Origin of the sequence: Streptomyces roseifaciens (genome assembly GCF_001445655.1) — a bacterium.
GTDB classification, from domain to species: domain Bacteria; phylum Actinomycetota; class Actinomycetes; order Streptomycetales; family Streptomycetaceae; genus Streptomyces; species Streptomyces aureoversilis.
The window spans coordinates 2489016-2512110 of the sequence record NZ_LNBE01000004.1 but is presented as its reverse complement, the minus strand read 5'-3'; the positions used below and the strand labels follow the sequence as shown (position 1 = coordinate 2512110).

Sequence of the window (23095 nt, the reverse complement as noted above, 5' to 3'; positions counted from 1 at the left end):
GCGGGCGCGGAAGGGCCCGCTCACGGCGCCGCGCGCCGCAGCAGCCCCGCGGCGAGCGCCACGGCGGGGCGGTCCTGGTCGAGCCAGTCGACCTCGTCCAGCTCGTCGGGGGCGAGCCAGCGCAGCTCGTCGTGGTCCTGGAGGGGGCGGGCCTCGCCCGCGAGCAGCCTGGCCGTCCAGACGTGCAGCACGTACGGCGGGCGCAGCGGCCACTCGCCCGCGACGCGCTCCAGCGGCTCGGCCTCCACGCCGAGCTCCTCGCGCAGCTCCCGGACGAGCGCCTGCTCGGCGCTCTCGCCGGGCTCCAGCTTGCCGCCGGGCAGCTCCCAGCGGCCGGCGAGCTCGGGCGGAGCGCTCCGCCTCGCGGCGAGCAGGCGCCCTCCGTCGAACAGGGCTGCGCCCACCACTACGCGTACGGTCGTCATGGGCCCTCAGCGTACGGGCCGTGCGGACGGCCGTGACCTACGGGCCCGGTGCGTCCCGGTGCCGCAGGAACCCTCCGTCGCAGCCGGGCGGCATGTCCGTGGGCCGAGCGGACGGCCCCCGGGCCCGTTACGACGCTGCCCGCCCCACCCGTTCGACTATGTAGAGCCGGCGACGGCCGCCGTCGCCGTCCAGCCGGCCGACGACCTTCTCGGCCTCGGTCCGCGTGGCGTACCGCCCCACGCGGTAGCGGTTGCCGTTCTCGTCCTGGCGGATCACCAGCCATGGCAGGACCGGTCCGCTGTCTGTCATCGCCCCTGCCCTTCCGCCGCGGTGAGCGCCCGCGCACGCCCCTTGGCCATTCCCGGAGAAACCGCAGTACGCATATGCCCGAGCGTACGCCCGACCTTTACGCAGCGGATACGGTTTTTTACGAAGAGGCACGCATTCGGCCACCGGCGCCCGGGGCACGGATGCGAGAAGGGGCGGCCGAAGACCCTCGCGGGCCCTCGGCCGCCCCTGCGCGGCACTGGAGATCTACCGGACTACGACTTCGCCATGGAGGGCTCGGAGCGCTCCTCCGGGTCGTCGGAGGCCTCGGCGGCCTCGGCGGCCTCGGCGGCGGCCATCTCCTTCTCGGTCTCGACGAGGGTCGGGTTGCGCCAGGCGCTGCGGACGCCCCAGAAGTAGAACGCGAGCGCGATCAGGGCGACGACGACGATGTCCCAGCCCTGGGCCAGGTAGCCCTGGCCGCCGAACTCGGTGCCGCCGGCCCACGAGACGAAGGCCATGACGAGCAGGTAGGCGACCATCCAGGCGCCGGCCTTCAGGTGCGGCTTGAGCTCGGCCCACGGCTTGCGCAGCTCGTACCAGGCCCAGATCGGCAGACCGATGGCCATGATGAAGATGACCTTGCCGGTCAGCGGCCAGCGGGCCCAGTACATGACCAGGGAGCCGAAGATCATCGCGATGGGCGCGATGACCGGCATGGCCTTGAGCTTGACCGGGCGCTTCATGCCGGGCGCGATGCGGCGCAGCGACATCACGGCGACGGGGCCGGTGATGTACGAGATGACGGTGGCGACACCGACGATCTCGGCGATCGAGCCCCAGCCGCGGAAGACGGCGAGGAAGACGAAGGAGATCGCCAGGTTGAGCAGCAGGGCCGGCTTGGGCACACCGGTCTTGGGGTCGACCTTGCCGAAGATCTTCGGCAGGTGGCCGTTCTCCTGGACGCCGTTGATCATGCGGGAGGTGGTGGCCGCGTAGATCATGCCGGTGCCGGAGGGCGAGACGAAGGCGTCCGCGTAGAGCAGCAGCGCGAGCCAGTTCAGGCCCCAGGCCACGGACAGGTCGGCGAGCGGGGACTTGTAGGCCAGGGAGTTCCAGCCGCCGGAGAGGTCCGCCGCGGGGACGGCCATCAGGAAGGCGACCTGCAGGGCCAGGTAGATCACCAGGGCGATCAGGATGGAGCCGATGACGGCCTTCGGCAGCGACTTGCCGGGGTTGCGGGCCTCGGCGGCCATGTTGAGCGGCGACTGGAAGCCGTTGAAGGCCCAGACGATGCCCGCGACGGCGACGGCGCTGAAGACGGCGCTCCAGCCGTTCGGGGCGAAGCCGCCGTGGTCCGTGACGTTGCTGGTGTCGAAGTGCGCGAAGATCAGCGCGCCGGCGGTGAGCGCGGGCACGACGACCTTGAACACGGTGATCGCGTTGTTCGTCTTGGCGAACAGGGTGATCGCGAACCAGTTCAGGAAGAAGTAGAAGACCAGCAGCACGCTCGCGAGCGCGATGCCGGTGCCCGTGAGCTCCTTGCCGTCGAAGAGGTTCTTGGCCCAGCCGAAGTCCCACGAGCTCATGTACTGGATCGAGGCGGTCGCCTCACCCGGGATCACCGAGACGATGGCGATCCAGTTCGCCCACGCGGCCATGTACCCGGCCAGCGAGCCGTGCGAGTACTGGCCGTAGCGCACCATGCCGCCGGCCTTGGGGAACATCGAGCCGAGCTCGGTGTAGGTGAGGGCGATGGTCAGCGCCACGATGGCGCCGATGACCCAGGCGAAGATGGCAGCCGGGCCGGCCAGTACGGCGGCACGCTCGGCGCCGAAAAGCCAGCCGGAGCCGATGATCGACCCGAGACCGACGGCCGTCAGGGCCGTCGTGCCCAGGGTCCGGCGGTAATTCGAGTGGGAACCCTGTTCGGTACTCAAGCTCCGGATCTCCTTTTCTCTCTACTCCCCCACGCAGGACACAAACCGCGCCATCGTACGAGCGTTTTGGACGACCGGATTCCGCGAAACGCCCCTGACCTGGGCGTATGTGAGTTTTGCAACACAAAAAATGACCCGATTACATCGGGTCATAATGGGACAAATCGTGCACTACTTACCCGCGAGTAAAGAGCGCTCGGCGGGGCCCGGACACGCCGAAGACGGCACCGGTGCAGGCAGTTCACCCCGGCGCCGTCTTCACGTCATGGTCACTTCACCGGAAGGTGGTATGCGACGCGGTAGCGGTCGGCCAGGACGACGATCTCGGCCGTCTCCACCGGGCAGCCCCCCGCGAAGTACGTACGCGTGACGACCACGACGCAGTGGCCGGGGACGCCACCGAGCGCCAGGACCTCCTCCGCGAGCCCGGGCCGGGCGCCGACCTCCTCCGCGACGTTGTCCACGACGAGGTCGATGGCGGCCATCCGCTCGACCACGCCGCGGCCCGCCAGCGGCCCCTCCTCGGGGAGCATCACCGGCGTCCGCCCGGTGACGGACAGGGGCTCCCAGGAGGTGGAGAGCATGACGGGCTCGCCCTGCGCCCGGAAGACGTAGTCGGTGCGCATGGTGCGGTCGCCCTTGGCGATGCGCAGGCGGCGGGCCACGGCGGCGTCGGCCAGGACCTGCTCGCTGCGCGACTCCCAGGTGCCCTTGACCCGGCTGTCCGCCTGCTCCTGGCGGAAGGGCGTCGACTCGCCGGCGGGGCGGTACCCCGTGCGGACGAGGGTGCGCGGAACGGGCTGCTCGCGCACATAGGTGCCGGAACCGGACCGGCCCTCCACCAGGCCCTCCGCCATCAGCACCTTGCGGGCCTCCAGGGCCACGGTGTCCGAGACGCCGTACTGCTCGCGGATGCGCGCCTGGGACGGCAGCCGGGTATGCGGCGGCAACTCACCGGCGACGATCTTCTGACGCAGATCGCCGGCCACTCGAAGGTACGCGGGCTGGTCACCGAAGGCCACGGCCACTCCCAACAGGTTGACAGTCCGCAACAGCTTGGCAACCCTCGGTTGCTGTCCGCAACTCAAGGCCATTGATTCACTAGATGTAGTGAATTGCAGCTCAGGGACGCTTAGTTGGCAGTAGCACCCACACGTGCGGTGAGAACCACCCCCGGCACATCCGCAAATATGCACCGGGCGATGCATACCCAGCCCACGCGCCGCAAACACGCTCCGTTACGGAAGAGAGTGACGGCGGGTCCGCCGCCGCCCTGGCCGGTTCCCGCTGGTCCGTTGGTGGGCAAAGCGGCCCGCACGCGCTTGCGCCTGCCGCCCCGCTCCCCCGCGGCGCCGAACAATCGCCCTGGTCAGCGGCGTAACGGAAGCGCCGCGACACACCGAGGGGAACAACCGATGGACAGAGCGGAACACCCGGACCGCAGAGCCCTGCTCGCCGGCGGGCTCGCGGTCGGCGCGATCGCGCTCACGGGGTGCTCGGCGAGGAGCGACGCCCCGTGGGCGGCGGCCGGCCTGGCGCACGAGGTACGGCCGGTCACGCCCGCCGCGGCCTTCGCGCGGCTGATGGACGGCAACAGGCGCTGGGTGAGCGGGCACCTCCACCACCCCGACCGGGATCCGGACCGGCGCGAGTTCGTCGCCCAGGCGCAGGAGCCCTTCGGGTCGGTCCTGTCGTGCATCGACTCCCGCGTCCCGCCCGAGCTCCTCTTCGACACCGGGCTGGGCGACCTGTACGTGATGCGCACGGGCGGGCAGGCGGTCGGCCCGGTGGTCACCGGTTCCGTGGAGTACGGGCCCATGACGAGCGGCACCCCGCTGATCGTGGTCCTCGGGCACCAGCGCTGCGGCGCCGTCGAGGCGGCCTACAAGTCCTTCCGCGACCACAAGCCGCTGCCCGGCAACCTGCAGGCCATCGCAAGGGCACTGCGGCCGGCGTACGAGCGGGCGGTCCGCGAGGGCGGCTCCGACCCGGTCGAAAGCATGGCCCGCGCCCAGGTCCGCCTGACCGCAGCCGACCTCCGCTCCAACCGCGACCTGGCCCCCCTCGTCCGCAAACGCGCCCTCGCCGTGGTCGCCGCCTACTACTCCCTCGACACGGGCAGGGTGGAGGTCCTGGCCGGAGCCCCTTCCCGCTCCTGACCCGCCGGACGGACGGGGGCCCCTTCGATGTCGCTCATGGCCGGCTACCAAAAGACCGGCCGGCCATGAACAGCGAATCGCCGGAATTCCTCCGGCCGGGGGTCGGCGGCCCCTCCGGCCCGAGACGCGGGCCGCTACCGTGAAGCCATGACCGCACTGCCCGACTGGATGCGCCCACCGCGTTTGGAAGGCTGGTTCGCGGAGGACCTGGACCGCCTCCCCGAGGCACCGCGTCACACCGAGCTGATCGATGGAGCGCTTGTCTTCAGGCTGTCGCCGCAGAGGTGGTGGCACGGCCACCTCGTCACCATGCTCACCGTCGCCCTGATGGAACAGGCACCCGCGGACACCAGAGTCGGCCGCGAAATGACCATCAAGCTCGATCAGCGCAACCGGCCTGAGCCGGACCTGCTGGTCACGACGGCCGACTTCAACGGTGACCGGACCTGGTTCGCCCCCGACGAGGTACAACTCGTCATCGAGGTCGTCTCCCCCGAGTCCGCCCACCGCGACCGCACGGTGAAGCTCCGCAAGTACGCCGAGGCCGGCATCCCCCACTACTGGTGCATCGAGGACGAGCACGGCGCACCCGTCGTCCACGTCTACGAGCTCGACGAGCCGACCCGCGCCTACGCGCCCGCCGGCATCTTCCGGGGCTCGCTCCGGCGCCCGGTGCCCTTCGAGGTCAGCCTCGACCTGGACAAGCTCACACCACCTCGGAGCAGCTGAACGCAGAAGGGCCGGGCTCCGCAGAGCCCGGCCCTTCCTGCACGGTCGTCAGACGTTGAAGCGGAACTCCACCACGTCGCCGTCCGCCATCACGTACTCCTTGCCCTCCATGCGGGCCTTGCCGGCCGCGCGGGCGTCGGCCACGGAGCCGGCCGCGACCAGGTCCTCGAAGGAGATGACCTCGGCCTTGATGAAGCCCTTCTGGAAGTCGGTGTGGATGACACCGGCCGCCTCGGGGGCCGTGGCGCCCTTCTTGATCGTCCAGGCGCGGGTCTCCTTGGGACCGGCGGTGAGGTAGGTCTGCAGGCCCAGGGTGTCGAAGCCGACGCGGCCCAGGGTGGCGAGACCGGGCTCGTCCTGGCCCATGGACTGCAGCAGCTCCAGCGCCTCCTCGTCGTCCAGCTCGATGAGCTCGGACTCGATCTTGGCGTTGAGGAAGATGGCCTCGGCCGGGGCGACCAGCGCGCGCTGCTCGTTCTTGAAGTCCTCGTCGACCAGCTCGTCCTCGTCCACGTTGAAGACGTAGAGGAAGGGCTTGGTGGTGAGCAGGTGCAGCTCGTGCAGCAGGTCACCGCGCTCGGTGCCCTTGGTGATGCCCGCGGAGAACAGGGTCTGGCCCGACTCCAGGATCGCCTTCGCCTCCTCGACGGCGGCGAGGACGGCGACCTTCTCCTTCTGGAGGCGCGACTCCTTGGTCAGGCGCGGAACGGCCTTCTCGACCGACTGCAGGTCGGCCAGGATCAGCTCGGTGTTGATCGTCTCGATGTCGTCCTTGGGCGAGACCTTGCCGTCGACGTGGACGACATTCTCGTCCTTGAAGGCGCGGATGACCTGGCAGATCGCGTCGGACTCACGGATGTTCGCGAGGAACTTGTTGCCCAGGCCCTCGCCCTCGGAGGCGCCGCGGACGATGCCCGCGATGTCGACGAAGTCGACCGTGGCGGGGAGGATCTTCTGCGAGCCGAAGATCTCGGCCAGCTTCTGCAGCCGGGCGTCGGGGACGCCGACGACGCCCACGTTGGGCTCGATGGTGGCGAACGGGTAGTTGGCCGCCAGCACGTCGTTCTTGGTCAGGGCGTTGAACAGGGTCGACTTGCCGACATTGGGCAGACCGACGATTCCGATCGTGAGCGACACGTGGCGACTTCCCGTAGGTTCCAAAGGGTCCGCGGCCCACTGGCGGGCCGGTCATGGCCCACTGCCGGGCCGGTCATCCAGTCTACGGGTCCACTCGTCCGGCGGGCCCGTACGGACTATCAGTCGAACGTACGGCCAAGGTGGCTCAAACCGCGTGTCCAACGCCGGATTCCTCCCGCTTGTCGACCTAGTTTGGTCGGGTGGAGCAACCCAGCACGCGCACGCCCCAGGGCAAGGCCCGCCGCGTCCCTCCCGTGCCGCGGCCCGCGGCCCCCGTGGGGCAGGGCCCGGCCGCCGCCGTCCGCCGGCCCCGCAGCGGGCCGTCCACGCAGCAGCTGCGGGCCCTGGGGCGGCTGCCCGCGCCCCGGCTGACCGGCCTCGGCAGCGGCGTGCTCACCACCGCGTGGATGCTCGGCATCGGCTGGCTGGACTCCCTGGCGGGCGGCTCCTCTGCCTTCTACGGGCTCTTCTTCCTGCTCGCGGGCACCGTGTGCGCGCTGTGGGTGCGGCCGGCCGACCTGATCACCGCGCCCGTCACCGCCCCCATCGCCTTCGCCGTGGGCGCCGTGCCCCTGGCCGGCGGGGGCGACGGTGCGGGCGCCAAGGTCATGGGCCTGGTCACGCTGCTGTCGCTGAACGCGGGCTGGCTCTACGCGGGCACCCTGCTGACCGCCCTGATCGCGCTGGCGCGCAGGATCGTGCTGATCAGGCGGCGGAGACGGGCACGGCTGCGCCGGTCGCAGCGGCAGCAGCCATCGCGGCCCCAACGATCCCCGCGTTGTTCTCCAGCTCCGCAGGCACGATCTCGGCGCTGACGCCCTCGATCAGCGGCAGGAACTTGGCCGCCTTGCGGCTCACGCCGCCGCCGATGACGAACAGCTCGGGCGAGAACAGCATCTCCACGTGGGCCAGGTAGCGCTCCACGCGCCGGGCCCAGTGGTTCCACTTCAGGCCCTCCTCCTCCTTGGCCCGGGTCGAGGCGCGGGTCTCCGCGTCGTGGCCCTGCAGCTCCAGGTGGCCCAGCTCGGTGTTGGCGACGAGCTTGCCGTCGGTGAAGACCGCGCTGCCGATGCCCGTGCCGAAGGTGAGCACGATGACGGTGCCGAGCCGGCCGCGGCCCGCCCCGAAGTGCATTTCGGCCAGGCCGGCGGCGTCGGCGTCGTTCAGCACGGTCACCGGCGCGCCCAGCCGCTCGCCGAGCAGCCCCGCGGCGTCCCGGCCGATCCAGCCCTTGTCGACATTGGCGGCCGTACGCGTCGTACCGCCGACGACCACGCCGGGGAACGTGGCCCCGACCGGCCCGGTGGGCGCGCCGAAGTGCTCCACGACCTGCCGCACGGAGTCCGCGACGGCGTCCGGGGTCGCCGGTTGCGGAGTGAGCACCTTGAAGCGCTCCTGGGTGAGCTCGCCCCGCAGCACGTCGACCGGAGCGCCCTTGATGCCCGATCCGCCGATGTCCACGCCGAATACGTTCATGGCCACCACGCTACGGCGTGGCGGCCATGAATGCAGGGTTCCTGCGCGGTCCGGGGGTCCTCAGGCGGAGTCGCCGCCGACCAGCCCCGCGGCCTCCGAGCGCAGGTCGCGGCGGAGCTCCTTCGGCAGGGAGAAGGTGATGCTCTCCCGGGCGGAGGTGATCGTCTCGACGTCGCCGTAGCCGCGCTCGGCCAGCCAGTCCAGGACGCCCTCGACGAGGATCTCCGGGACGGAGGCGCCCGAGGTCACGCCGACCGTGCCGACGCCTTCCAGCCACGCCTCGTCGATCTCGTCGGCGTAGTCCACCAGGTGGGCGTCCTTGGCGCCGGCGCCCAGGGCGACCTCGACCAGGCGGACGGAGTTGGAGGAGTTCTTCGAGCCGACGACGATCACCAGATCGGCGTCGGCGCCCATCTGCTTGACCGCGATCTGCCGGTTCTGCGTGGCGTAGCAGATGTCGTCGCTCGGCGGCGAGAGGAGGTTGGGGAAGCGGCCCTTGAGGGCGTCGACCGTCTCCATGGTCTCGTCGACCGAGAGCGTGGTCTGGGAGAGCCAGACGACCTTGTCCGGGTCGCGGACCTCGACGTTCGCCACGTCGCCGGGGCCGTCGACCAGGGTGATGTGGTCGGGCGCCTCGCCGCTGGTGCCGATGACCTCCTCGTGGCCCTCGTGGCCGATGAGGAGGATGTCGTAGTCGTCCTTGGCGAAGCGGACGGCTTCCTTGTGGACCTTGGTGACCAGCGGGCAGGTGGCGTCGATGGTGGCGAGCTTGCCGCGCCGGGCCTCCTCGTGGACGACCGGGGCGACGCCGTGCGCGGAGAAGATGACGATGTTGCCCTCGGGCACCTCCTCCGTCTCGTCGACGAAGATCGCGCCCTTCTTCTCCAGGGTCTTCACCACGTACTTGTTGTGGACGATCTCATGACGCACGTAGACGGGGGCGCCGTACTGCTCCAGGGCCTTCTCGACGGCGATCACGGCGCGGTCCACACCCGCGCAGTAGCCACGGGGGGCGGCGAGGAGGACCTTGCGGGCGGTGGGTGCAGTCATGCCGTCCATCGTAAGGGCCCGCGGTGCCGACCGGCGGCGGGCGGCCGGGTGGGGCACGATGACGGAAGCCGCGATTCCGTCACCTCCAGGGGCAGCCCATGACCGCACCCGTGACCCCAGCACCCGGCAGCACCGACGGAAAGCTTCACCGCACCCTCACCTTCCGGGACCTGATCGTCTACGGGATGCTGTTCATCGCCCCCATGGCGCCGGTGGGCATCTTCGGCACGCTGGACGCGAAGTCGCGCGGGGCGGTGGCGCTCGTCTACGTCGTCGCGACCGTCGCGATGGCCTTCACCGCCTTCTCGTACGCGCAGATGGTGCGCGTCGCCCCGCAGGCCGGCTCGGTCTACACGTACGCGCGCGTGGGGCTCGGCGAGGGCCCTGGGTTCATCGCGGGCTGGATGGCGCTGCTGGACTACCTCCTGATCCCCGCGGTGGCCTACCTCTTCTCGGGGATCGCCCTGCACGCGCTGGTGCCGTCGGTGTCGCAGTGGGTGTGGACGGCCGTCGCGGTCGTGGTGACGACCGCCCTGAACCTGGCGGGCGTGCGGACGGCCGCCGTCGTCGGCTTCCTGGTGCTCGCCATGGAGATCGCGGTCCTGCTGGTCTTCGTGGCGTGCGCGGTGTTCGCCCTCGCGGAGCACGGGGCCCGGCGCGGCTGGCTGTCGCCGCTGACCGGGGAGGGCGACTTCGCCATGGGCGCGGTGGTCGCCGCGGTGTCCGTGGCGGTGCTGTCGTACCTGGGCTTCGACGCGATCGCGGCGTTCGCGGAGGAGGCCGCAGGGGGCTCGGAGCGCGTCGCCCGGGCGGTGATGACGTGCCTGGCGGTGGCGGGCGTGCTGTTCATGGTCCAGACGTACCTGGCGGCGCTGCTCGCCCCGATGTCGGCGGCGGAGCTGGCGGCGGACCCGGCCGCGCAGGGCGCGGCGTTCTACGACACGGTGGACTCGGCGACGGGCACGTGGCTGCACGACCTGGTGGCGGTCAGCAAGGCCGTCGGGGCGGCGTTCGCGGCGCTGGCGGGGCAGGCCGCGGCGGGGCGGCTGCTGTTCGCGATGGCACGGGACAGGAGGCTGCCGGGCCTGCTGTCGAAGGTGGACCCGGCCTCGGGCGTGCCCCGGATCGCGTTGCTGGGCGCGGCGGTGGTCAACCTCGTGGCGGCGGTGTGGGCGGCGCGGCGCGACGACGGCCTGGACCGCCTGGTGTCGGTGGTGAACGTGGGTGCGCTGGTGGCCTTCGCGCTGCTGCACCTGTCGGTGATCGGCTGGTTCGCGGTCCGCAGGCGGGGCCGCGAGCTGCGGCCCGTACGGCACGTGGTGATGCCCCTGCTGGGGCTGGCCGTGGTGATCGCGGTGATCGTCGAGGCGTCGGCCACGGCGCAGGCCGTGGGCGCGGTGTGGCTGGCGGCGGGGCTGGGGGTACTGGGGGCGGAGGCGTTCCGCGGGGGTCCGGCGTAGGAACGGTGCGGCGAGGCGCGGTACAGCCACCCTGCGGCGCGGTACGGCACCGCCGGGTTGCACCGCGGTGGTCACTCGCCGCGGCGGCGAAGGTCCGGCGGAATGCCCGTAGGGCGTGACCGTACGTGCCTGGCCCCCGGCCGGTGAGAGCCCACTACGCTCACTCCATGGCCCTCAACACGTCCCCCGACGCCCCGATCCCGGTGGGGCAGGTGTCCCGGCTCATCGGCGGCTGGATCGACCGTCTCGGCGCGGTGTGGGTCGAGGGGCAGATCACCCAGCTCTCCCGCCGCCCGGGTGCCGGTGTCGTCTTCCTGACGCTGCGCGATCCGGCGCACGACATCTCGCTGTCCGTCACCTGCTACCGCGCGGTCTTCGACAAGGTCGCCGACATCGTCTCGGAGGGCGCGCGCGTCGTCGTGCACGCCAAGCCCGAGTGGTACGCCCCGCGCGGTCAGCTCTCGCTGCGGGCGGCGGAGATCCGGCCGGTGGGCGTCGGGGAGCTGCTGGCGCGGCTGGAGCAGCTGAAGAAGTCGCTGGCGGCGGAGGGGCTGTTCGCGGCTGAGCGCAAGCGGCCGCTGCCGTTCCTGCCGCAGCTGATCGGCCTGGTCTGCGGCCGCGCCTCGGCCGCCGAGCGGGACGTCCTGGAGAACGCACGGCACCGCTGGCCCGCCGTCCGCTTCGAGATCCGCAACGTGCCCGTGCAGGGCGTGCACGCGGTGCCGCGCGTCATCGAGGCCGTCGAGGAGCTCGACAAGGCCCCCGGCGTGGACGTGATCATCGTGGCCCGGGGCGGCGGCAGCGTCGAGGACCTGCTGCCGTTCTCCGACGAGCGCCTGGTGCGGACCGTGGCCGCCTGCCGCACGCCGGTGGTCTCCGCGATCGGCCACGAGCCCGACTCCCCCCTGCTGGACCTGGTCGCGGACCTGCGCGCGTCCACGCCGACGGACGCGGCGAAGCGCGTGGTGCCCGACGTCGGCGAGGAGCTGGTCCGGGTCCGGCAGCTGCGCGAGCGCGCCCTGCGCTGCGTCACCGCGCACCTGGACCGCGAGGAGCGCGGGCTGGCGTCGGTGCGGGCCCGCCCGTGCATGCAGCACCCGCAGCGGATGGTGGAGGAGCGCGAGGACCGGATCGACGCGCTGACCGCCCGGGCGCGCCGCACGCTCGGCCACCTGCTGGACCGCGCGGACTCGGAGCTGTCGCACACGCACGCGCGCGTGGTCGCGCTGTCCCCGGCGGCGACGCTGCGCCGGGGCTACGCCGTGCTGCAGCACGCCGACGGCTCGGTGGTGCGGGACGCCGCGGAGGTGACGGCGGAGGAGGAGCTGCGGGCCCGGGTCGCGGAGGGCGAGTTCACGGTGCGGCCCGTTGCGGGGTCCGCTGTCGTACCCCCCGCATAGGCTGGTGGCCATGGCGACGACAACGGATGCGCTGGGGTACGAGCAGGCTCGCGACGAGCTGATCGAGGTCGTGCGCCGCCTGGAGGCGGGCGGCACGACGCTGGAGGAGTCGCTGGCCCTGTGGGAGCGCGGCGAGGAGCTGTCGAAGGTGTGCCGGCGCTGGCTGGAGGGCGCGCGGGCGCGGCTGGACGCGGCGCTGGCCTCCGAGGAGGAGGCCGGGGCGGCGAAGGGTGCCGCGGAGGACGCCGAAGAGGCGCCCTGACGCCTGCCTACGCCTTCTGACCAGGCAATACGTCAGCGAGGACGGGTGAACCCCACCACATCCCCACCCCTTTAGTTGAAGTTTCATCTACTTGTCGTACAGTGGATCCCGTAAGCCCTCCCCCCGGGATCTTCCGTACGCAAGAAGGTGCACTCCCCATGTCCCTCGCCCTCGACGCCGCCGCCCAGGACCTGCTCTTCCGTGAGGCGCACACCGCCAACACCTTCTCCGGCGAGCCGGTGACCGACGAGCAGATCCAGGCCGTCTACGACCTGGTCAAGTACGCCCCGACGGCGTTCAACCAGTCGCCCCTGCGCATCGTGCTGATCCGCTCCGAGGAGGCCCGCGAGCGCCTCGCGCCCCTCATGGCCGAGGGCAACCGCGAGAAGACCCGCACCGCCCCGCTCGTCGCGATCCTCGCCACGGACAACGAGTTCCACGAGGAGCTGCCGGAGCTGTTCCCGCACTTCCCGCAGGCCAAGGACGTCTTCTTCGCCGAGCGCCCGGTCCGCGAGCAGTCCGCCGCGCTCAACGGCTCGCTGCAGGCCGGCTACTTCATCCTCGGCATCCGCGCGGCGGGCCTGGCCGCCGGCCCGATGACGGGCTTCGACTTCGCGGGCGTCCAGAAGGAGTTCCTGGACGGCGACCACACCCCGCTGATGATCGTCAACATCGGCAAGCCGGGCGAGGGCGCCTCGTACCCCCGCTCGCCGCGCCTGCCCTACGAGCAGGTCGTCACGACGGTCTGAACCGTCCGGACAGCCTGAACAGCGGGGACGGTCCCGGACCGTCCCCGCAGCAGCACCGGCCGTCGCGCTCCCTCAGCCCTTCTTGGACTTGAGCGCGGCGGCCATTTCCGCGAGCCGCTCCGCGGACGCGGTACCGGTGACCACCGTGGTCACCCCGCGCTCCTCGCGCACGAGCGCGTTGTACTTCTCGCCCTCGTAGTGCCGCCACGTGGCGCCGCCCACGCTCTGCGTCCTGCCCGTCTTCACCGCGCGCTGACTCGCACCGTCGATGAAGGCGCCGGCCGGGCCGTCGCTCTGCTCGACGGCCACGTACTGCGTGTCCGGGTCGAGGAAGCCCAGGTGCCAGACCGAGCCCTCCTTGCCGCCCGTCCCGCCCGCCCGGTACGAGACGGAGGTGGCGCGCCAGTCCTTGTCCAGCCCGGCCGGGGCCGCGACGGGGTACGGCGCGGCGCGCCGCGCCGTGTCGAGCTCGACGCGGTAGTCGACGGTGGGCACCGCCTCACCGGCCTTGCCCTCGTCGTGCGGGATGAACACGTAGCTGACAAAAGCGACGGGAATGATCACCGCCATTGCGAGCACCATGTTGCGCACGGTCTGCGCCTTGGGATTCCTACCTGCCACGCCCCCATCGTCCCCTATGACCTGTGAGATCTTGACGGCGGCCCCGGGGGCGCGCCGGAGCCCGGTCCGCGCCCCGTCCGGGAGACCTTGACGCTGCTCATGCGTGGGGCCCTCTGCTCACTCTCGCAGTAAACAGATAAAGTCATCAGCACCCTCACCTTCTGCCCCTTTCGGGGGAGAGGGGTCCCACGGCCGTCGCCGTACAGAAAGGTGCGCTCCGATGACCGAGCATCATCTGCCGTCCCAGCTCGAGGTCAGCCCCGAGGCCCCCGACCGCAACCTCGCCCTGGAGCTGGTCCGGGTCACCGAGGCCGGCGCCATGGCTTCGGGCCGCTGGGTCGGCCGGGGTGACAAGAACGGCGCGGACGGCGCCGCGGTCAAGGCCATGCGCGCCCTGATCGGCACCGTGTCCATGAACGGTGTCGTCGTCATCGGCGAGGGGGAGAAGGACAACGCCCCCATGCTCTACAACGGCGAGCGCGTGGGCGACGGAACCGGCGCCGAGTGCGACGTGGCCGTCGACCCGGTGGACGGCACGACCCTCACCGCCAAGGGCATGGCCAACGCCGTCTCCGTGATGGCCGTCGCCGACCGCGGCACCATGTTCGACCCGTCCGCGGTGTTCTACATGGACAAGCTGGTCACCGGCCCGGAGGCCGCCGACTTCGTCGACATCGACGCCCCCGTCGCCGTCAACATCCGCCGCATCGCCAAGGCCAAGCACTCCTCCCCCGAGGACGTCACGGTCGTCGTCCTGGACCGCCCCCGTCACGACGGGCTCGTCAAGGAGATCCGCGAGGCCGGCGCCCGGATCAAGTTCATCTCCGACGGCGACGTGGCCGGCGCCATCATGGCCGCCCGCGAGGGCACCGGCGTGGACCTGCTGCTGGGCATCGGCGGCACGCCGGAGGGCATCATCGCGGCCTGCGCGATGAAGTGCCTCGGCGGCACCATCCAGGCCAAGCTGTGGCCCAAGGACGCCGAGGAGCGGCAGCGCGCCCTCGACGCGGGCCACGACCTCGACCGTGTCCTGCACACGAACGACCTGGTCAGCGGCGAGAACGTGTTCTTCGTGGCCACCGGCATCACCGACGGCGAGCTGCTGCGCGGCGTCCGCTACCGCGCGGAGACGGCGACCACGCAGTCGCTGGTCATGCGCTCCAAGTCGGGCACGATCCGGCAGATCGACTCCACGCACCGGCTGTCGAAGCTGCGCGCGTACAGCACGGTGGACTTCGAGCGCCCCAGCTGAGTGCCCTGCGGGCGCGCTTGTCCTCAGACGCCGGACGGGCTGAGATTCGGCTGGGCTCGGCCGAACTCGAGCCCGTCCGGCATGTGAGGACACGGCGCGGACAGCCCGTCCGGAGACCGGGGACGCAAGGGCGCCCGGGCGGACCCGGGCCGTCCCGTGTGCTCAGCCCGCGGCGGCGACGCGCGTCGTGCGCGCAAGCTCGGCCTCGCGCCGCCGCCGGCGGGCCAGCACGACCCTGCGCTCGGCGGCGGTGAGACCGCCCCACACCCCGTAGGGCTCCGGCTGCAGCAAGGCGTGCTCGCGGCACTCGACCATCACCGGGCAACGGGCGCAGACGCGCTTGGCGGCCTCTTCGCGCGACAGACGGGCAGCCGTCGGTTCCTTGGATGGTGCGAAGAAGAGCCCGGCTTCATCCCGGCGGCACACCGCCTCCGAATGCCAGGGGCCGGCCTGATCCCGCGCGGACGGAATCCGCGGGGACGGTACGGCGGCTTCCTGCAGGGGCTGATGCGGTAGCAGCACGGTCTACTCCTGACGACGGCTTTTGCTTGGCCGGTTGAGTCACCCTTGCCCGCCTCCACTGCGCACGGCCATTCGCACCGGCAGCCGTACGAGAGACGATGCACCAAGCTTTACCCGCTGTGCGCGTGCTTATTCACACCGTTGCCATGAACGGAACGCGGTAACCCGCAGTAAGTTCACGGCGGTAGGGCGCGCGGCCCGCCATCAGCGGCCCGCGCGAAGGTTCTTGAGCCGCTTGCCGCGCTTCGGTTCGGCGTCCACACCACCGAAGACCGCGAAGCCGGTGACGGAGACGACCGGTGCGTCGGGGTCGGGCGCTTCCACGGTCCTGACGTCAAAACCGCCGAATATTCCGGTGCCCGTGGAGCGCAGGGTGACGTTCTCCGGGACCGTGATGTCGACGCTGCCGAAGAACGAGGTCGCGTTGACGACGATCTCCCGCTGCTCGAAGAACGCCTCGGTCAGATCGATCTCCACGGTGCCGAAGAGCGCGAAGGCGTTCGTCCTCCGGCTCACCCGCCAGCGCCCCTTGCGGCTCGCGGCGCCGAAGACGGCGACGAGGTTCTCGGCGGGGCCCGCGCCGGCGGTGCGCGCCGGGGCCGCGTGCGGGCGCGCGGGGGCCTGCGGCCGGGCCCGGCCGTCCACCGGCAGGTCACGGACCGGCGCTTCCAGCTCGCCCAGGGTCCTGGCCCGGTAGACGATGCCGAGCCGCTCGGCGTGCTCCTCCGCGGTGATCCGGCCGTCGCCCAGGGCGTCGCGCAGGACCTCGGCTGTCCGGTCGCGGTCGGCGTCGGAGGCGCGCAGCCCGGGCTCCGGCACGGGGGGCCGGCCCTGCCGGGGGCTCTTCTCGAACGAGGGCGACGATGGCTCTTCCACGGCAAGCAGGGTAGCCACAACGCGATAGATCGCGATAGAGGGCGGGGCCGTCCCGGGGATTCCCGCTGGTCGGAGTGGGTGAGCCTTACCTCACAAGACCACTCCCCCGTGCGCGCCCTAGGCTGGTACGCGCTGTCGAGGACGCCAGCCACCGCTGCCTGCCGAGTGAGGAATCCGCCGCAATGTCTGCCTCTGAGTTCGCCTATACGGACCTCCTGCCCCTGGGCGAGGACAACACTCCGTACCGCCTGGTCACCTCCGAGGGCGTGTCGACCTTCGAGGCCGACGGCCGCACCTTCCTCAAGGTCGAGCCGGAGGCGCTGCGCAAGCTGGCCGCCGAGGCGATGCACGACATCTCGCACTACCTGCGCCCGGCCCACCTCGCGCAGCTGCGGAAGATCCTCGACGACCCCGAGGCCTCCCCCAACGACCGCTTCGTCGCCCTGGACCTGCTGAAGAACGCCAACATCGCGGCCGCCGGCGTGCTCCCGATGTGCCAGGACACCGGCACGGCGATCGTCATGGGCAAGCGCGGCCAGAACGTGCTGACCGAGGGCGGCGACGAGAAGGCCCTCTCGCACGGCATCTTCGACGCCTACACCGAGCTCAACCTGCGCTACTCGCAGATGGCCCCGCTGACCATGTGGGACGAGAAGAACACCGGCTCCAACCTGCCCGCGCAGATCGAGCTGTACGCGACCGACGGCGGCGCCTACAAGTTCCTCTTCATGGCCAAGGGCGGCGGCTCGGCCAACAAGTCCTTCCTCTTCCAGGAGACGAAGGCCGTGCTCAACGAGACGAGCATGATGAAGTTCCTGGAGGAGAAGATCCGCTCGCTCGGCACGGCCGCCTGCCCGCCGTACCACCTGGCGATCGTCGTCGGCGGCACCTCCGCCGAGTACGCGCTCAAGACCGCCAAGTACGCCTCCGCGCACTACCTCGACGAGCTGCCGGAGGAGGGCTCCCCGCTCGGCCACGGCTTCCGCGACAAGGAGCTGGAGGAGAAGGTCTTCGAGCTCACGCAGAAGATCGGCATCGGCGCCCAGTTCGGCGGCAAGTACTTCTGCCACGACGTGCGCGTCGTCCGCCTCCCGCGCCACGGCGCGTCCTGCCCGGTGGCCATCGCCGTCTCCTGCTCCGCCGACCGCCAGGCGCTCGCGAAGATCACGCCCGAGGGCGTCTTCCTGGAGCAGCTGGAGACCGACCCGGCGCGCTTCCTCCCGGAGACCACCGACGAGCACCTGGAGTCGGAGGGCGACGTCGTCCGCATCGACCTCAACCGGCCCATGGACGAGATCCTCGCCGAGCTGACCAAGTTCCCCGTCAAGACCCGCCTCTCGCTGACCGGACCGCTCGTCGTGGCCCGCGACATCGCACATGCGAAGATCAAGGAGCGGCTGGACGCGGGCGAGGAGATGCCCCAGTACCTCAAGGACCACCCGGTCTACTACGCCGGCCCGGCCAAGACCCCCGAGGGCTACGCCTCCGGCTCCTTCGGCCCGACGACGGCCGGCCGCATGGATTCCTACGTCGAGCAGTTCCAGGCCGCCGGCGGCTCCAAGGTGATGCTCGCCAAGGGCAACCGCAGCAAGCAGGTCACCGACGCGTGCGGCAGCCACGGCGGCTTCTACCTCGGCTCGATCGGCGGCCCGGCGGCCCGCCTCGCACAGGACTGCATCAAGAAGGTGGAGGTCCTGGAGTACGAGGAGCTGGGCATGGAGGCCGTCTGGAAGATCGAGGTCGAGGACTTCCCGGCGTTCATCGTCGTGGACGACAAGGGCAACGACTTCTTCGTGGACCCGGCGCCGGCACCGACGTTCACGAGCATCCCGGTCCGTCAGCAGTAGACCCGTACGCCGGGCGGACTGATTTCAGCCCGCCCGGCGTTTGAGGGCCGGGGGTTCGGGGGCGGAGCCCCTGAAGGAAACGGTGAAAGGGCGGGTCAGGGGCTAAGCGAACCGCTGTGACCTCGACCCGTCACACGCCTGCAGCCGCACGGGGTCCTTGGCCGCCCCCAGCGTCAGGCAGAGCCCGCCCGCCGCCGCAGGCCGCAGCGTCGCCCCGTCCCGTACGAACTGCTGGTTCGCCCCGCCATGGCAGTTCCACAGCACCACGGCCGTGCCCGCCGCGTACTTCCCCCCGGGAACGTCCACGCACCGGTCGTGCGAAAGAGCCGTCCGCAGCGCCTTGGTCGCGGCGTCGTAGCCCCACTCCTGGTTGCGGCTGCCCGAGCAGTCCCATCCGCCGACCGTGGTCCCGTTGCGGCTGCTCGCCCCGTACGCGTCGACGCAGGTGCCGGTGGCCCCGTTCTTCAGCGGCCGGAAGACGTCGTCCCAGGCGCCCTCGCGCAGTACGGGCTTCCCCGTGCTCGCCGGGTCGGCGCAGCCGGCCTCGCGGTAGCCGGCCTGGTAGGCCTGGCTCAGGCAGGACGCGAACGCGCCGTGGCCCCGGGCGTTGGGGTGGAAGGACTGCCGCACGGAGTTCTCGTTGGGCGGGAAGGGGTTGGCCAGGTCGACGTAGAGGCCGCGCGCCCAGGCGTCCTCCATGCACACCTCGTGCCCGTGGAAGAGGCGCGAGTTGTCGAGGTAGACCGCGCCCGTGTCGCGCGCGGCCTTCCGCATGCCGCGCTCGAAGGCCGGCACGGCGTGATTGCGGCCCCAGGCGGCGTCGGAGGTGTGGCCGACGCAGCCACCGGGGAGCTTGCCGGGGAAGGAGGGGTTGTCCTCGAAGTCGGGGCCGATGGGGCTCGGGTAGCCCATGAGGACGAGCTTGTAGTCGCCGTCGGCGTAGCCGGCGTCCTTCATCACGGTGCGCAGGTCCCGCACGGTCTGCTCGACCTTGGGGACGAGTCCGTCGACGCGGGCCTGCCAGCCGGGGGCGTACTTGGGCTCGCAGGTGCCCTGGAGGGTCAGGTAGCGGGTGACGCAGTCGGTCATGACGGGCCCGAACTGCAGGTCGTCGTTGGCGCCGGCGACGAGCAGGACCATCTTCACGCGGGTGTTGCGGGCCTTGACGGCGAGGCTGTCGCTCTGGACGAGCTCGTCGGCGTACTGCTTGCTGCCGCCGATGCGGATGTTGGCGGTGGAGGCACCGGAGCAGGCGACGTTGTAGGTGACGTCGGCGGGGATCGTGGTGCGGTGGATGGCGGCGTCGGGCGAGCGGTGGCACCAGTTGGCGGGGCCGTTGGTGCCCGGTTCGTAGGTGCCGACGCCTTCGCCGGAGATCTCGCTGTCGCCGAGCGAGAGGAGCGAGCTCTTGCGCTGCTCCATGGGGCGCTGGGCGGCGTCCCCGTAGAGCTTGACCGCTTCGGCGGCGCGGATCTTCTCCAGTTCGGGCGACAGGGGCGTCGCGGCGGCGGGTGCGTGCGGCGCGGGGGCCGCGTGGGCGGCGGGTGCGGTGACAGCGAGGCCGCCGAGCGCCGCGGCGAACGCGGCGACGGCGGCGAGTGAACAGCGCAGGGTGGGTCTGCGTGTCATGGTGCCTCCCCGATTTCAGTTGTTACCCGCGGTATTTACTAGGCGGTAGTGCTTTTTGGGAACACCGTGAACCGGACAAACGCTTGGTGTGTCAGGAGGTAGTGACGATGACCGATGGTGAGCAGTACCGGATCGAGCACGACTCGATGGGTGAGGTCCGGGTCCCGGCGGATGCCAAGTGGCGGGCGCAGACCCAGCGCGCGGTGGAGAACTTCCCCATCAGCGGGCAGCGGCTGGAGCGGGCGCACATCGAGGCGCTGGCCCGGATCAAGGCCGCCGCGGCCAAGGTCAACGCCGAGCTGGGCGTGGTGGACAAGGACGTCGCGGAGGCGATCGAGGCGGCGGCCGGGGAGGTCGCCGAGGGCCGCTGGGACGACCACTTCCCCGTGGACGTCTTCCAGACGGGCTCCGGCACGTCCTCCAACATGAACACGAACGAGGTCGTCGCCACCCTGGCGAGCGAGCGCCTGGGCCGCCCGGTGCACCCCAACGACCATGTGAACGCGTCGCAGAGCTCCAACGACGTCTTCCCGTCCAGCATCCACATCGCGGCGACGGCCGCCGTCACCCGCGACCTGGTGCCCGCGCTCGAGCACCTCGCGGCGTCCCTGGAGCGCAAGGCCGGGGAGTTCGCCGAGGTCGTCAAGTCCGGCCGCACGCACCTGATGGACGCCACCCCGGTGACGCTCGGCCAGGAGTTCGGCGGGTACGCGGCGCAGGTCCGCTACGGCGTCGAGCGGCTGCGGGCCTCGCTGCCACGCCTGGCCGAACTTCCCCTGGGCGGCACGGCCGTGGGCACCGGCATCAACACCCCGCCCGGCTTCTCGGCGGCCGTCATCGCCGAGGTCGCCCGCGCCACGGGGCTGCCGCTGACGGAGGCCCGCGACCACTTCGAGGCGCAGGGCGCGCGCGACGGCCTGGTGGAGACCAGCGGCCAGCTGCGCACCGTCGCCGTCGGCCTCACCAAGATCGCGAACGACCTGCGCTGGATGGGTTCCGGCCCGCGGGCCGGGCTGGCCGAGATCAACCTGCCGGACCTGCAGCCGGGCTCCTCGATCATGCCGGGCAAGGTCAACCCGGTCATCTGCGAGGCCGTCCTGATGGTGACCGCCCAGGTCACCGGCAACGACGCGACGGTCGCGGCCGCGGGCGCCGCCGGGAACTTCGAGCTCAACGTGATGCTCCCGGTGATGGCGAAGAACGTCCTGGAGTCGGTGCGGCTGCTCGCCAACGCCTCCCGGCTGCTGGCCGACCGCACGGTCGACGGCATCACGGCCAACGTGGACCGCGCCCGCGAGTACGCCGAGTCCTCCCCGTCGGTCGTCACGCCCCTCAACCGCTACATCGGGTACGAGGAGGCGGCAAAGGTGGCGAAGAAGTCGCTCGCGGAGCGGAAGACGATCCGTGAGACCGTTCTCGACGGCGGCTACGTGGAACGAGGGCTCCTCACCCTGGAACAGCTCGACGAAGCCCTCGACGTCCTGCGCATGACGCGCCCCTCCTGACAGCGCCCGTAGGGGCCTGGCCGGTTGCCGGCGGGCGGGGACGGGCGTCCCCGCCCGCCGGCAACCGGCTCCGTGCGTCACACATCACGGCGCACGGACACCCCCCGCGCCTAGGATCTCCGCATGACAGCGGACGCGGACACGGTGGACTCCACGAACACGGCCGGCACGCCTTCCTGGGCGCCCGGGGACCAGATCCTCTGGCGCTACCGCGGCAATGCCACGGACCGCGTGCACATCTGCCGTCCCGTCACCGTCGTGCAGGACACGGCCGACCTTCTCGCGGTCTGGGTCGCGCCGGGTACGGCCTGCGTGCGCCCGCTGCTCGCCGACGGCACCCCGGTCCACCAGGAGCCGCTCGCCACCCGCTACACCAAGCCCCGCACCACGGGCGTCTCCCCGTGGTCCGGCACGGGCGTGCTGAAGCTCGCCCGGCCCGGCGAGCCGTGGTCGGTCTGGCTGTTCTGGGACCGTGACTGGCGGTTCAAGAACTGGTACGTGAACCTCGAGGAGCCGCTGGCCCGCTGGGCGGGCGGCGTGGACTCCGAGGACCACTTCCTCGACATCGCCGTCTATCCGGACCGCAGCTGGCAGTGGAAGGACGAGGACGAGTTCGCGCAGGCGCAGCAGGCGGGCCTGATGTCCGCCGGGCAGGCCGAGCGGGTGCGGGCGGCCGGGCGGGACGCGGTGGAGCGGATCGAGTCCTGGGGCGCGCCGTTCGCGGCCGGGTGGGAGGCCTGGCGGCCGGATCCGGCGTGGCCCGTACCCGCTCTTCCGGACGACTGGGACCGTTCTCCGGCCCGGATCCGGGCATGAGCCATGACGGAACCCCGGAGAGAACCGGCAACCGCTTGGCGTCGGCCCTCCGGGCAATCGTAGGATCGGCCTCCGCGATACTGCACAGCAGCACGGCACGAGCAGAGCACGGCATGTGACGCTTGTTCACGGAATTACGGTCACAGAGAGGGCGGGCGCCGTGAGCGGTGACGAGAACCAGCGGGACTACGACGGTTACGCCCGTTCGGGGCTGGACCGCAGCGGTCAGGCCGAGGCGTTCGACGCGATAGGCCACCGCTACGACGAGGCCTTCCCGCACAAGGAGGGCCAGCTCGGCGCGGGCGCCTGGCTCGCGGCCGCCCTGCCGCCCGGCTCCCGCGTCCTCGACGTCGGCTGCGGCACCGGTCTGCCCACCGCCCTGCAGCTGGCCGACGCGGGCCACCACGTCGTGGGCGTCGACCTTTCCGCCGGCATGCTGGAGCTGGCCCGGGAGAGCGTCCCCAAGGCCGACTTCCACCTGGCGGACCTGGCGGACCTGCGGGACGGCCGGCTGGGCGCCTTCGACGGCGTCACCGCGTTCTTCTCGCTGCTGATGCTGCCCCGCACGGAGATCCCGCACGCCCTGCGGATGCTCCACGGGCTGCTGAGACCCGGGGGGTTGCTCGCCCTGTCGATGGTCGAGGCCGACGTGGACGACTACGCGATCCCGTTCCTGGGCAACACGATCCGGGTATCCGGATACCTGCGGGACGAACTGCGCCAGGTCGTGCGCGAAGCGGGTTTCGAAGTCGCCGGGGAGAACTCGCTGGCGTACGCCCCGGCGAGTACGGACGTACCACCCGAGATCCAGCTCTTCCTCAATCTGCGACGCGCCTGACCCACGGTGCACCCGCGCGAGCGGGCGCACGGCCCCGACGGATGGAACCCCACGCGTGACGGAGCACACCGACTCCCACGGAAGCCAGCGGATCGCCGCGGTGCGGCAGGCCGCCGCGCCCGCCGCTGCCTCTG

Annotated in this window: 23 protein-coding genes; 12 read left to right on the top strand and 11 right to left on the bottom strand. The window is 71.4% G+C overall.

From position 1 onward, the window contains the following. Window positions 1–20: 20 nt before the first annotated feature. From AS857_RS28500 to AS857_RS28485, 4 genes are all read right to left on the bottom strand, one after another. Entirely contained in the window at window positions 21–425 is a 405-nt protein-coding gene (locus tag AS857_RS28500) for a (deoxy)nucleoside triphosphate pyrophosphohydrolase (RefSeq protein WP_058046053.1), read from the bottom strand. Window positions 426–552: 127 nt separating this feature from the next. Further along, the gene (locus AS857_RS28495) at window positions 553–735 is read right to left on the bottom strand and encodes a hypothetical protein (protein ID WP_058046052.1); all 183 of its coding nucleotides are present in this window, start codon (window positions 733–735) and stop codon (window positions 553–555) included. 233 nt (window positions 736–968) lie between these two features. Continuing rightward, entirely contained in the window at window positions 969–2633 is a 1665-nt protein-coding gene (locus AS857_RS28490; protein ID WP_058046051.1) for an APC family permease, read from the bottom strand. A 269-nt stretch (window positions 2634–2902) separates the two neighbouring features. Next, a complete protein-coding gene (locus tag AS857_RS28485; RefSeq protein ID WP_058047130.1) occupies window positions 2903–3655 on the bottom strand; it encodes a GntR family transcriptional regulator in 753 nt (250 codons plus the stop codon). 393 nt (window positions 3656–4048) lie between these two features. Between AS857_RS28485 and AS857_RS28480 the strand changes: the two genes are divergently transcribed. Both AS857_RS28480 and AS857_RS28475 read left to right on the top strand, forming a co-directional pair. Beyond that, window positions 4049–4792, top strand: coding sequence for a carbonic anhydrase (locus AS857_RS28480; protein ID WP_173864815.1), 744 nt, complete (start codon window positions 4049–4051; stop codon window positions 4790–4792). 147 nt (window positions 4793–4939) lie between these two features. Beyond that, on the top strand, window positions 4940–5521 hold the full coding sequence (locus tag AS857_RS28475; protein WP_058046050.1) for a Uma2 family endonuclease: 582 nt from the start codon (window positions 4940–4942) through the stop codon (window positions 5519–5521). A 48-nt stretch (window positions 5522–5569) separates the two neighbouring features. Here the strand turns inward: AS857_RS28475 and ychF are convergent, their stop codons facing one another. Beyond that, complete coding sequence (gene ychF / locus AS857_RS28470; RefSeq protein WP_058046049.1) at window positions 5570–6658, bottom strand: redox-regulated ATPase YchF; 1089 nt, start codon at window positions 6656–6658, stop codon at window positions 5570–5572. Window positions 6659–6858: 200 nt separating this feature from the next. Here ychF and AS857_RS39245 point away from each other — a divergent pair, with 200 nt between their 5' ends. Continuing rightward, window positions 6859–7473 (top strand): DUF6542 domain-containing protein, encoded by a 615-nt coding sequence (locus AS857_RS39245; RefSeq protein WP_173864814.1) that lies wholly within the window; start codon window positions 6859–6861, stop codon window positions 7471–7473. Here the strand turns inward: AS857_RS39245 and ppgK are convergent. Both ppgK and AS857_RS28460 read right to left on the bottom strand, forming a co-directional pair. Beyond that, a complete protein-coding gene (gene ppgK, locus AS857_RS28465) occupies window positions 7364–8134 on the bottom strand; it encodes a polyphosphate--glucose phosphotransferase (RefSeq protein WP_058047128.1) in 771 nt (256 codons plus the stop codon). The genes AS857_RS39245 and ppgK overlap by 110 nt on opposite strands. A 60-nt stretch (window positions 8135–8194) precedes the next feature. Further along, window positions 8195–9184 carry a 4-hydroxy-3-methylbut-2-enyl diphosphate reductase gene (locus AS857_RS28460; protein ID WP_058046048.1) on the bottom strand — a complete coding sequence of 330 codons (990 nt, stop codon included), beginning with the start codon at window positions 9182–9184 and terminating at the stop codon, window positions 8195–8197. A gap of 98 nt (window positions 9185–9282) precedes the next feature. Between AS857_RS28460 and AS857_RS28455 the strand changes: the two genes are divergently transcribed. From AS857_RS28455 to AS857_RS28440, 4 genes are all read left to right on the top strand, one after another. Next, window positions 9283–10644: an APC family permease gene (locus AS857_RS28455; RefSeq protein ID WP_058046047.1), complete on the top strand. Its 1362-nt coding sequence runs from the start codon at window positions 9283–9285 to the stop codon at window positions 10642–10644. Between the two features lie 167 nt (window positions 10645–10811). Beyond that, window positions 10812–12044: an exodeoxyribonuclease VII large subunit gene (xseA, locus tag AS857_RS28450; RefSeq protein ID WP_058046046.1), complete on the top strand. Its 1233-nt coding sequence runs from the start codon at window positions 10812–10814 to the stop codon at window positions 12042–12044. 10 nt (window positions 12045–12054) lie between these two features. After that, window positions 12055–12306, top strand: coding sequence for an exodeoxyribonuclease VII small subunit (locus tag AS857_RS28445; protein ID WP_058046045.1), 252 nt, complete (start codon window positions 12055–12057; stop codon window positions 12304–12306). A 158-nt stretch (window positions 12307–12464) separates the two neighbouring features. Next, the gene (locus AS857_RS28440; protein WP_058046044.1) at window positions 12465–13055 is read left to right on the top strand and encodes a malonic semialdehyde reductase; all 591 of its coding nucleotides are present in this window, start codon (window positions 12465–12467) and stop codon (window positions 13053–13055) included. 72 nt (window positions 13056–13127) lie between these two features. Here AS857_RS28440 and AS857_RS28435 read toward each other — a convergent pair whose 3' ends face one another. After that, the gene (locus tag AS857_RS28435) at window positions 13128–13676 is read right to left on the bottom strand and encodes a DUF4245 domain-containing protein (protein ID WP_058046043.1); all 549 of its coding nucleotides are present in this window, start codon (window positions 13674–13676) and stop codon (window positions 13128–13130) included. Between the two features lie 220 nt (window positions 13677–13896). On the opposite strand from AS857_RS28435, the gene glpX reads away from it, so the two are divergent. Then, the gene (gene glpX, locus AS857_RS28430) at window positions 13897–14928 is read left to right on the top strand and encodes a class II fructose-bisphosphatase (protein ID WP_058046042.1); all 1032 of its coding nucleotides are present in this window, start codon (window positions 13897–13899) and stop codon (window positions 14926–14928) included. Window positions 14929–15090: 162 nt separating this feature from the next. Here the strand turns inward: glpX and AS857_RS28425 are convergent, their stop codons facing one another. Together AS857_RS28425 and AS857_RS28420 are read right to left on the bottom strand one after the other, a co-directional pair. Beyond that, complete coding sequence (locus AS857_RS28425; RefSeq protein WP_058046041.1) at window positions 15091–15450, bottom strand: WhiB family transcriptional regulator; 360 nt, start codon at window positions 15448–15450, stop codon at window positions 15091–15093. 204 nt (window positions 15451–15654) lie between these two features. Then, window positions 15655–16335 carry a DUF1707 SHOCT-like domain-containing protein gene (locus tag AS857_RS28420; protein WP_079110859.1) on the bottom strand — a complete coding sequence of 227 codons (681 nt, stop codon included), beginning with the start codon at window positions 16333–16335 and terminating at the stop codon, window positions 15655–15657. A gap of 173 nt (window positions 16336–16508) precedes the next feature. Here AS857_RS28420 and AS857_RS28415 point away from each other — a divergent pair, with 173 nt between their 5' ends. Continuing rightward, entirely contained in the window at window positions 16509–18173 is a 1665-nt protein-coding gene (locus AS857_RS28415) for a fumarate hydratase (protein WP_058046040.1), read from the top strand. Between the two features lie 102 nt (window positions 18174–18275). Here the strand turns inward: AS857_RS28415 and AS857_RS28410 are convergent, their stop codons facing one another. Next, a complete protein-coding gene (locus AS857_RS28410; RefSeq protein ID WP_058046039.1) occupies window positions 18276–19802 on the bottom strand; it encodes a ricin-type beta-trefoil lectin domain protein in 1527 nt (508 codons plus the stop codon). 107 nt (window positions 19803–19909) lie between these two features. Here AS857_RS28410 and AS857_RS28405 point away from each other — a divergent pair, with 107 nt between their 5' ends. The 3 genes from AS857_RS28405 (at window position 19910) to AS857_RS28395 (ending at window position 22961) form a co-directional block, all read left to right on the top strand. After that, window positions 19910–21307 (top strand): class II fumarate hydratase, encoded by a 1398-nt coding sequence (locus AS857_RS28405; protein WP_058046038.1) that lies wholly within the window; start codon window positions 19910–19912, stop codon window positions 21305–21307. 123 nt (window positions 21308–21430) lie between these two features. Then, window positions 21431–22123, top strand: a complete 693-nt coding sequence (gene fomD / locus AS857_RS28400; protein ID WP_058046037.1) for a cytidylyl-2-hydroxypropylphosphonate hydrolase — start codon at window positions 21431–21433, stop codon at window positions 22121–22123. A gap of 160 nt (window positions 22124–22283) precedes the next feature. Continuing rightward, window positions 22284–22961, top strand: coding sequence for a class I SAM-dependent DNA methyltransferase (locus tag AS857_RS28395; RefSeq protein ID WP_058046036.1), 678 nt, complete (start codon window positions 22284–22286; stop codon window positions 22959–22961). Window positions 22962–23095 lie beyond the last annotated feature (134 nt).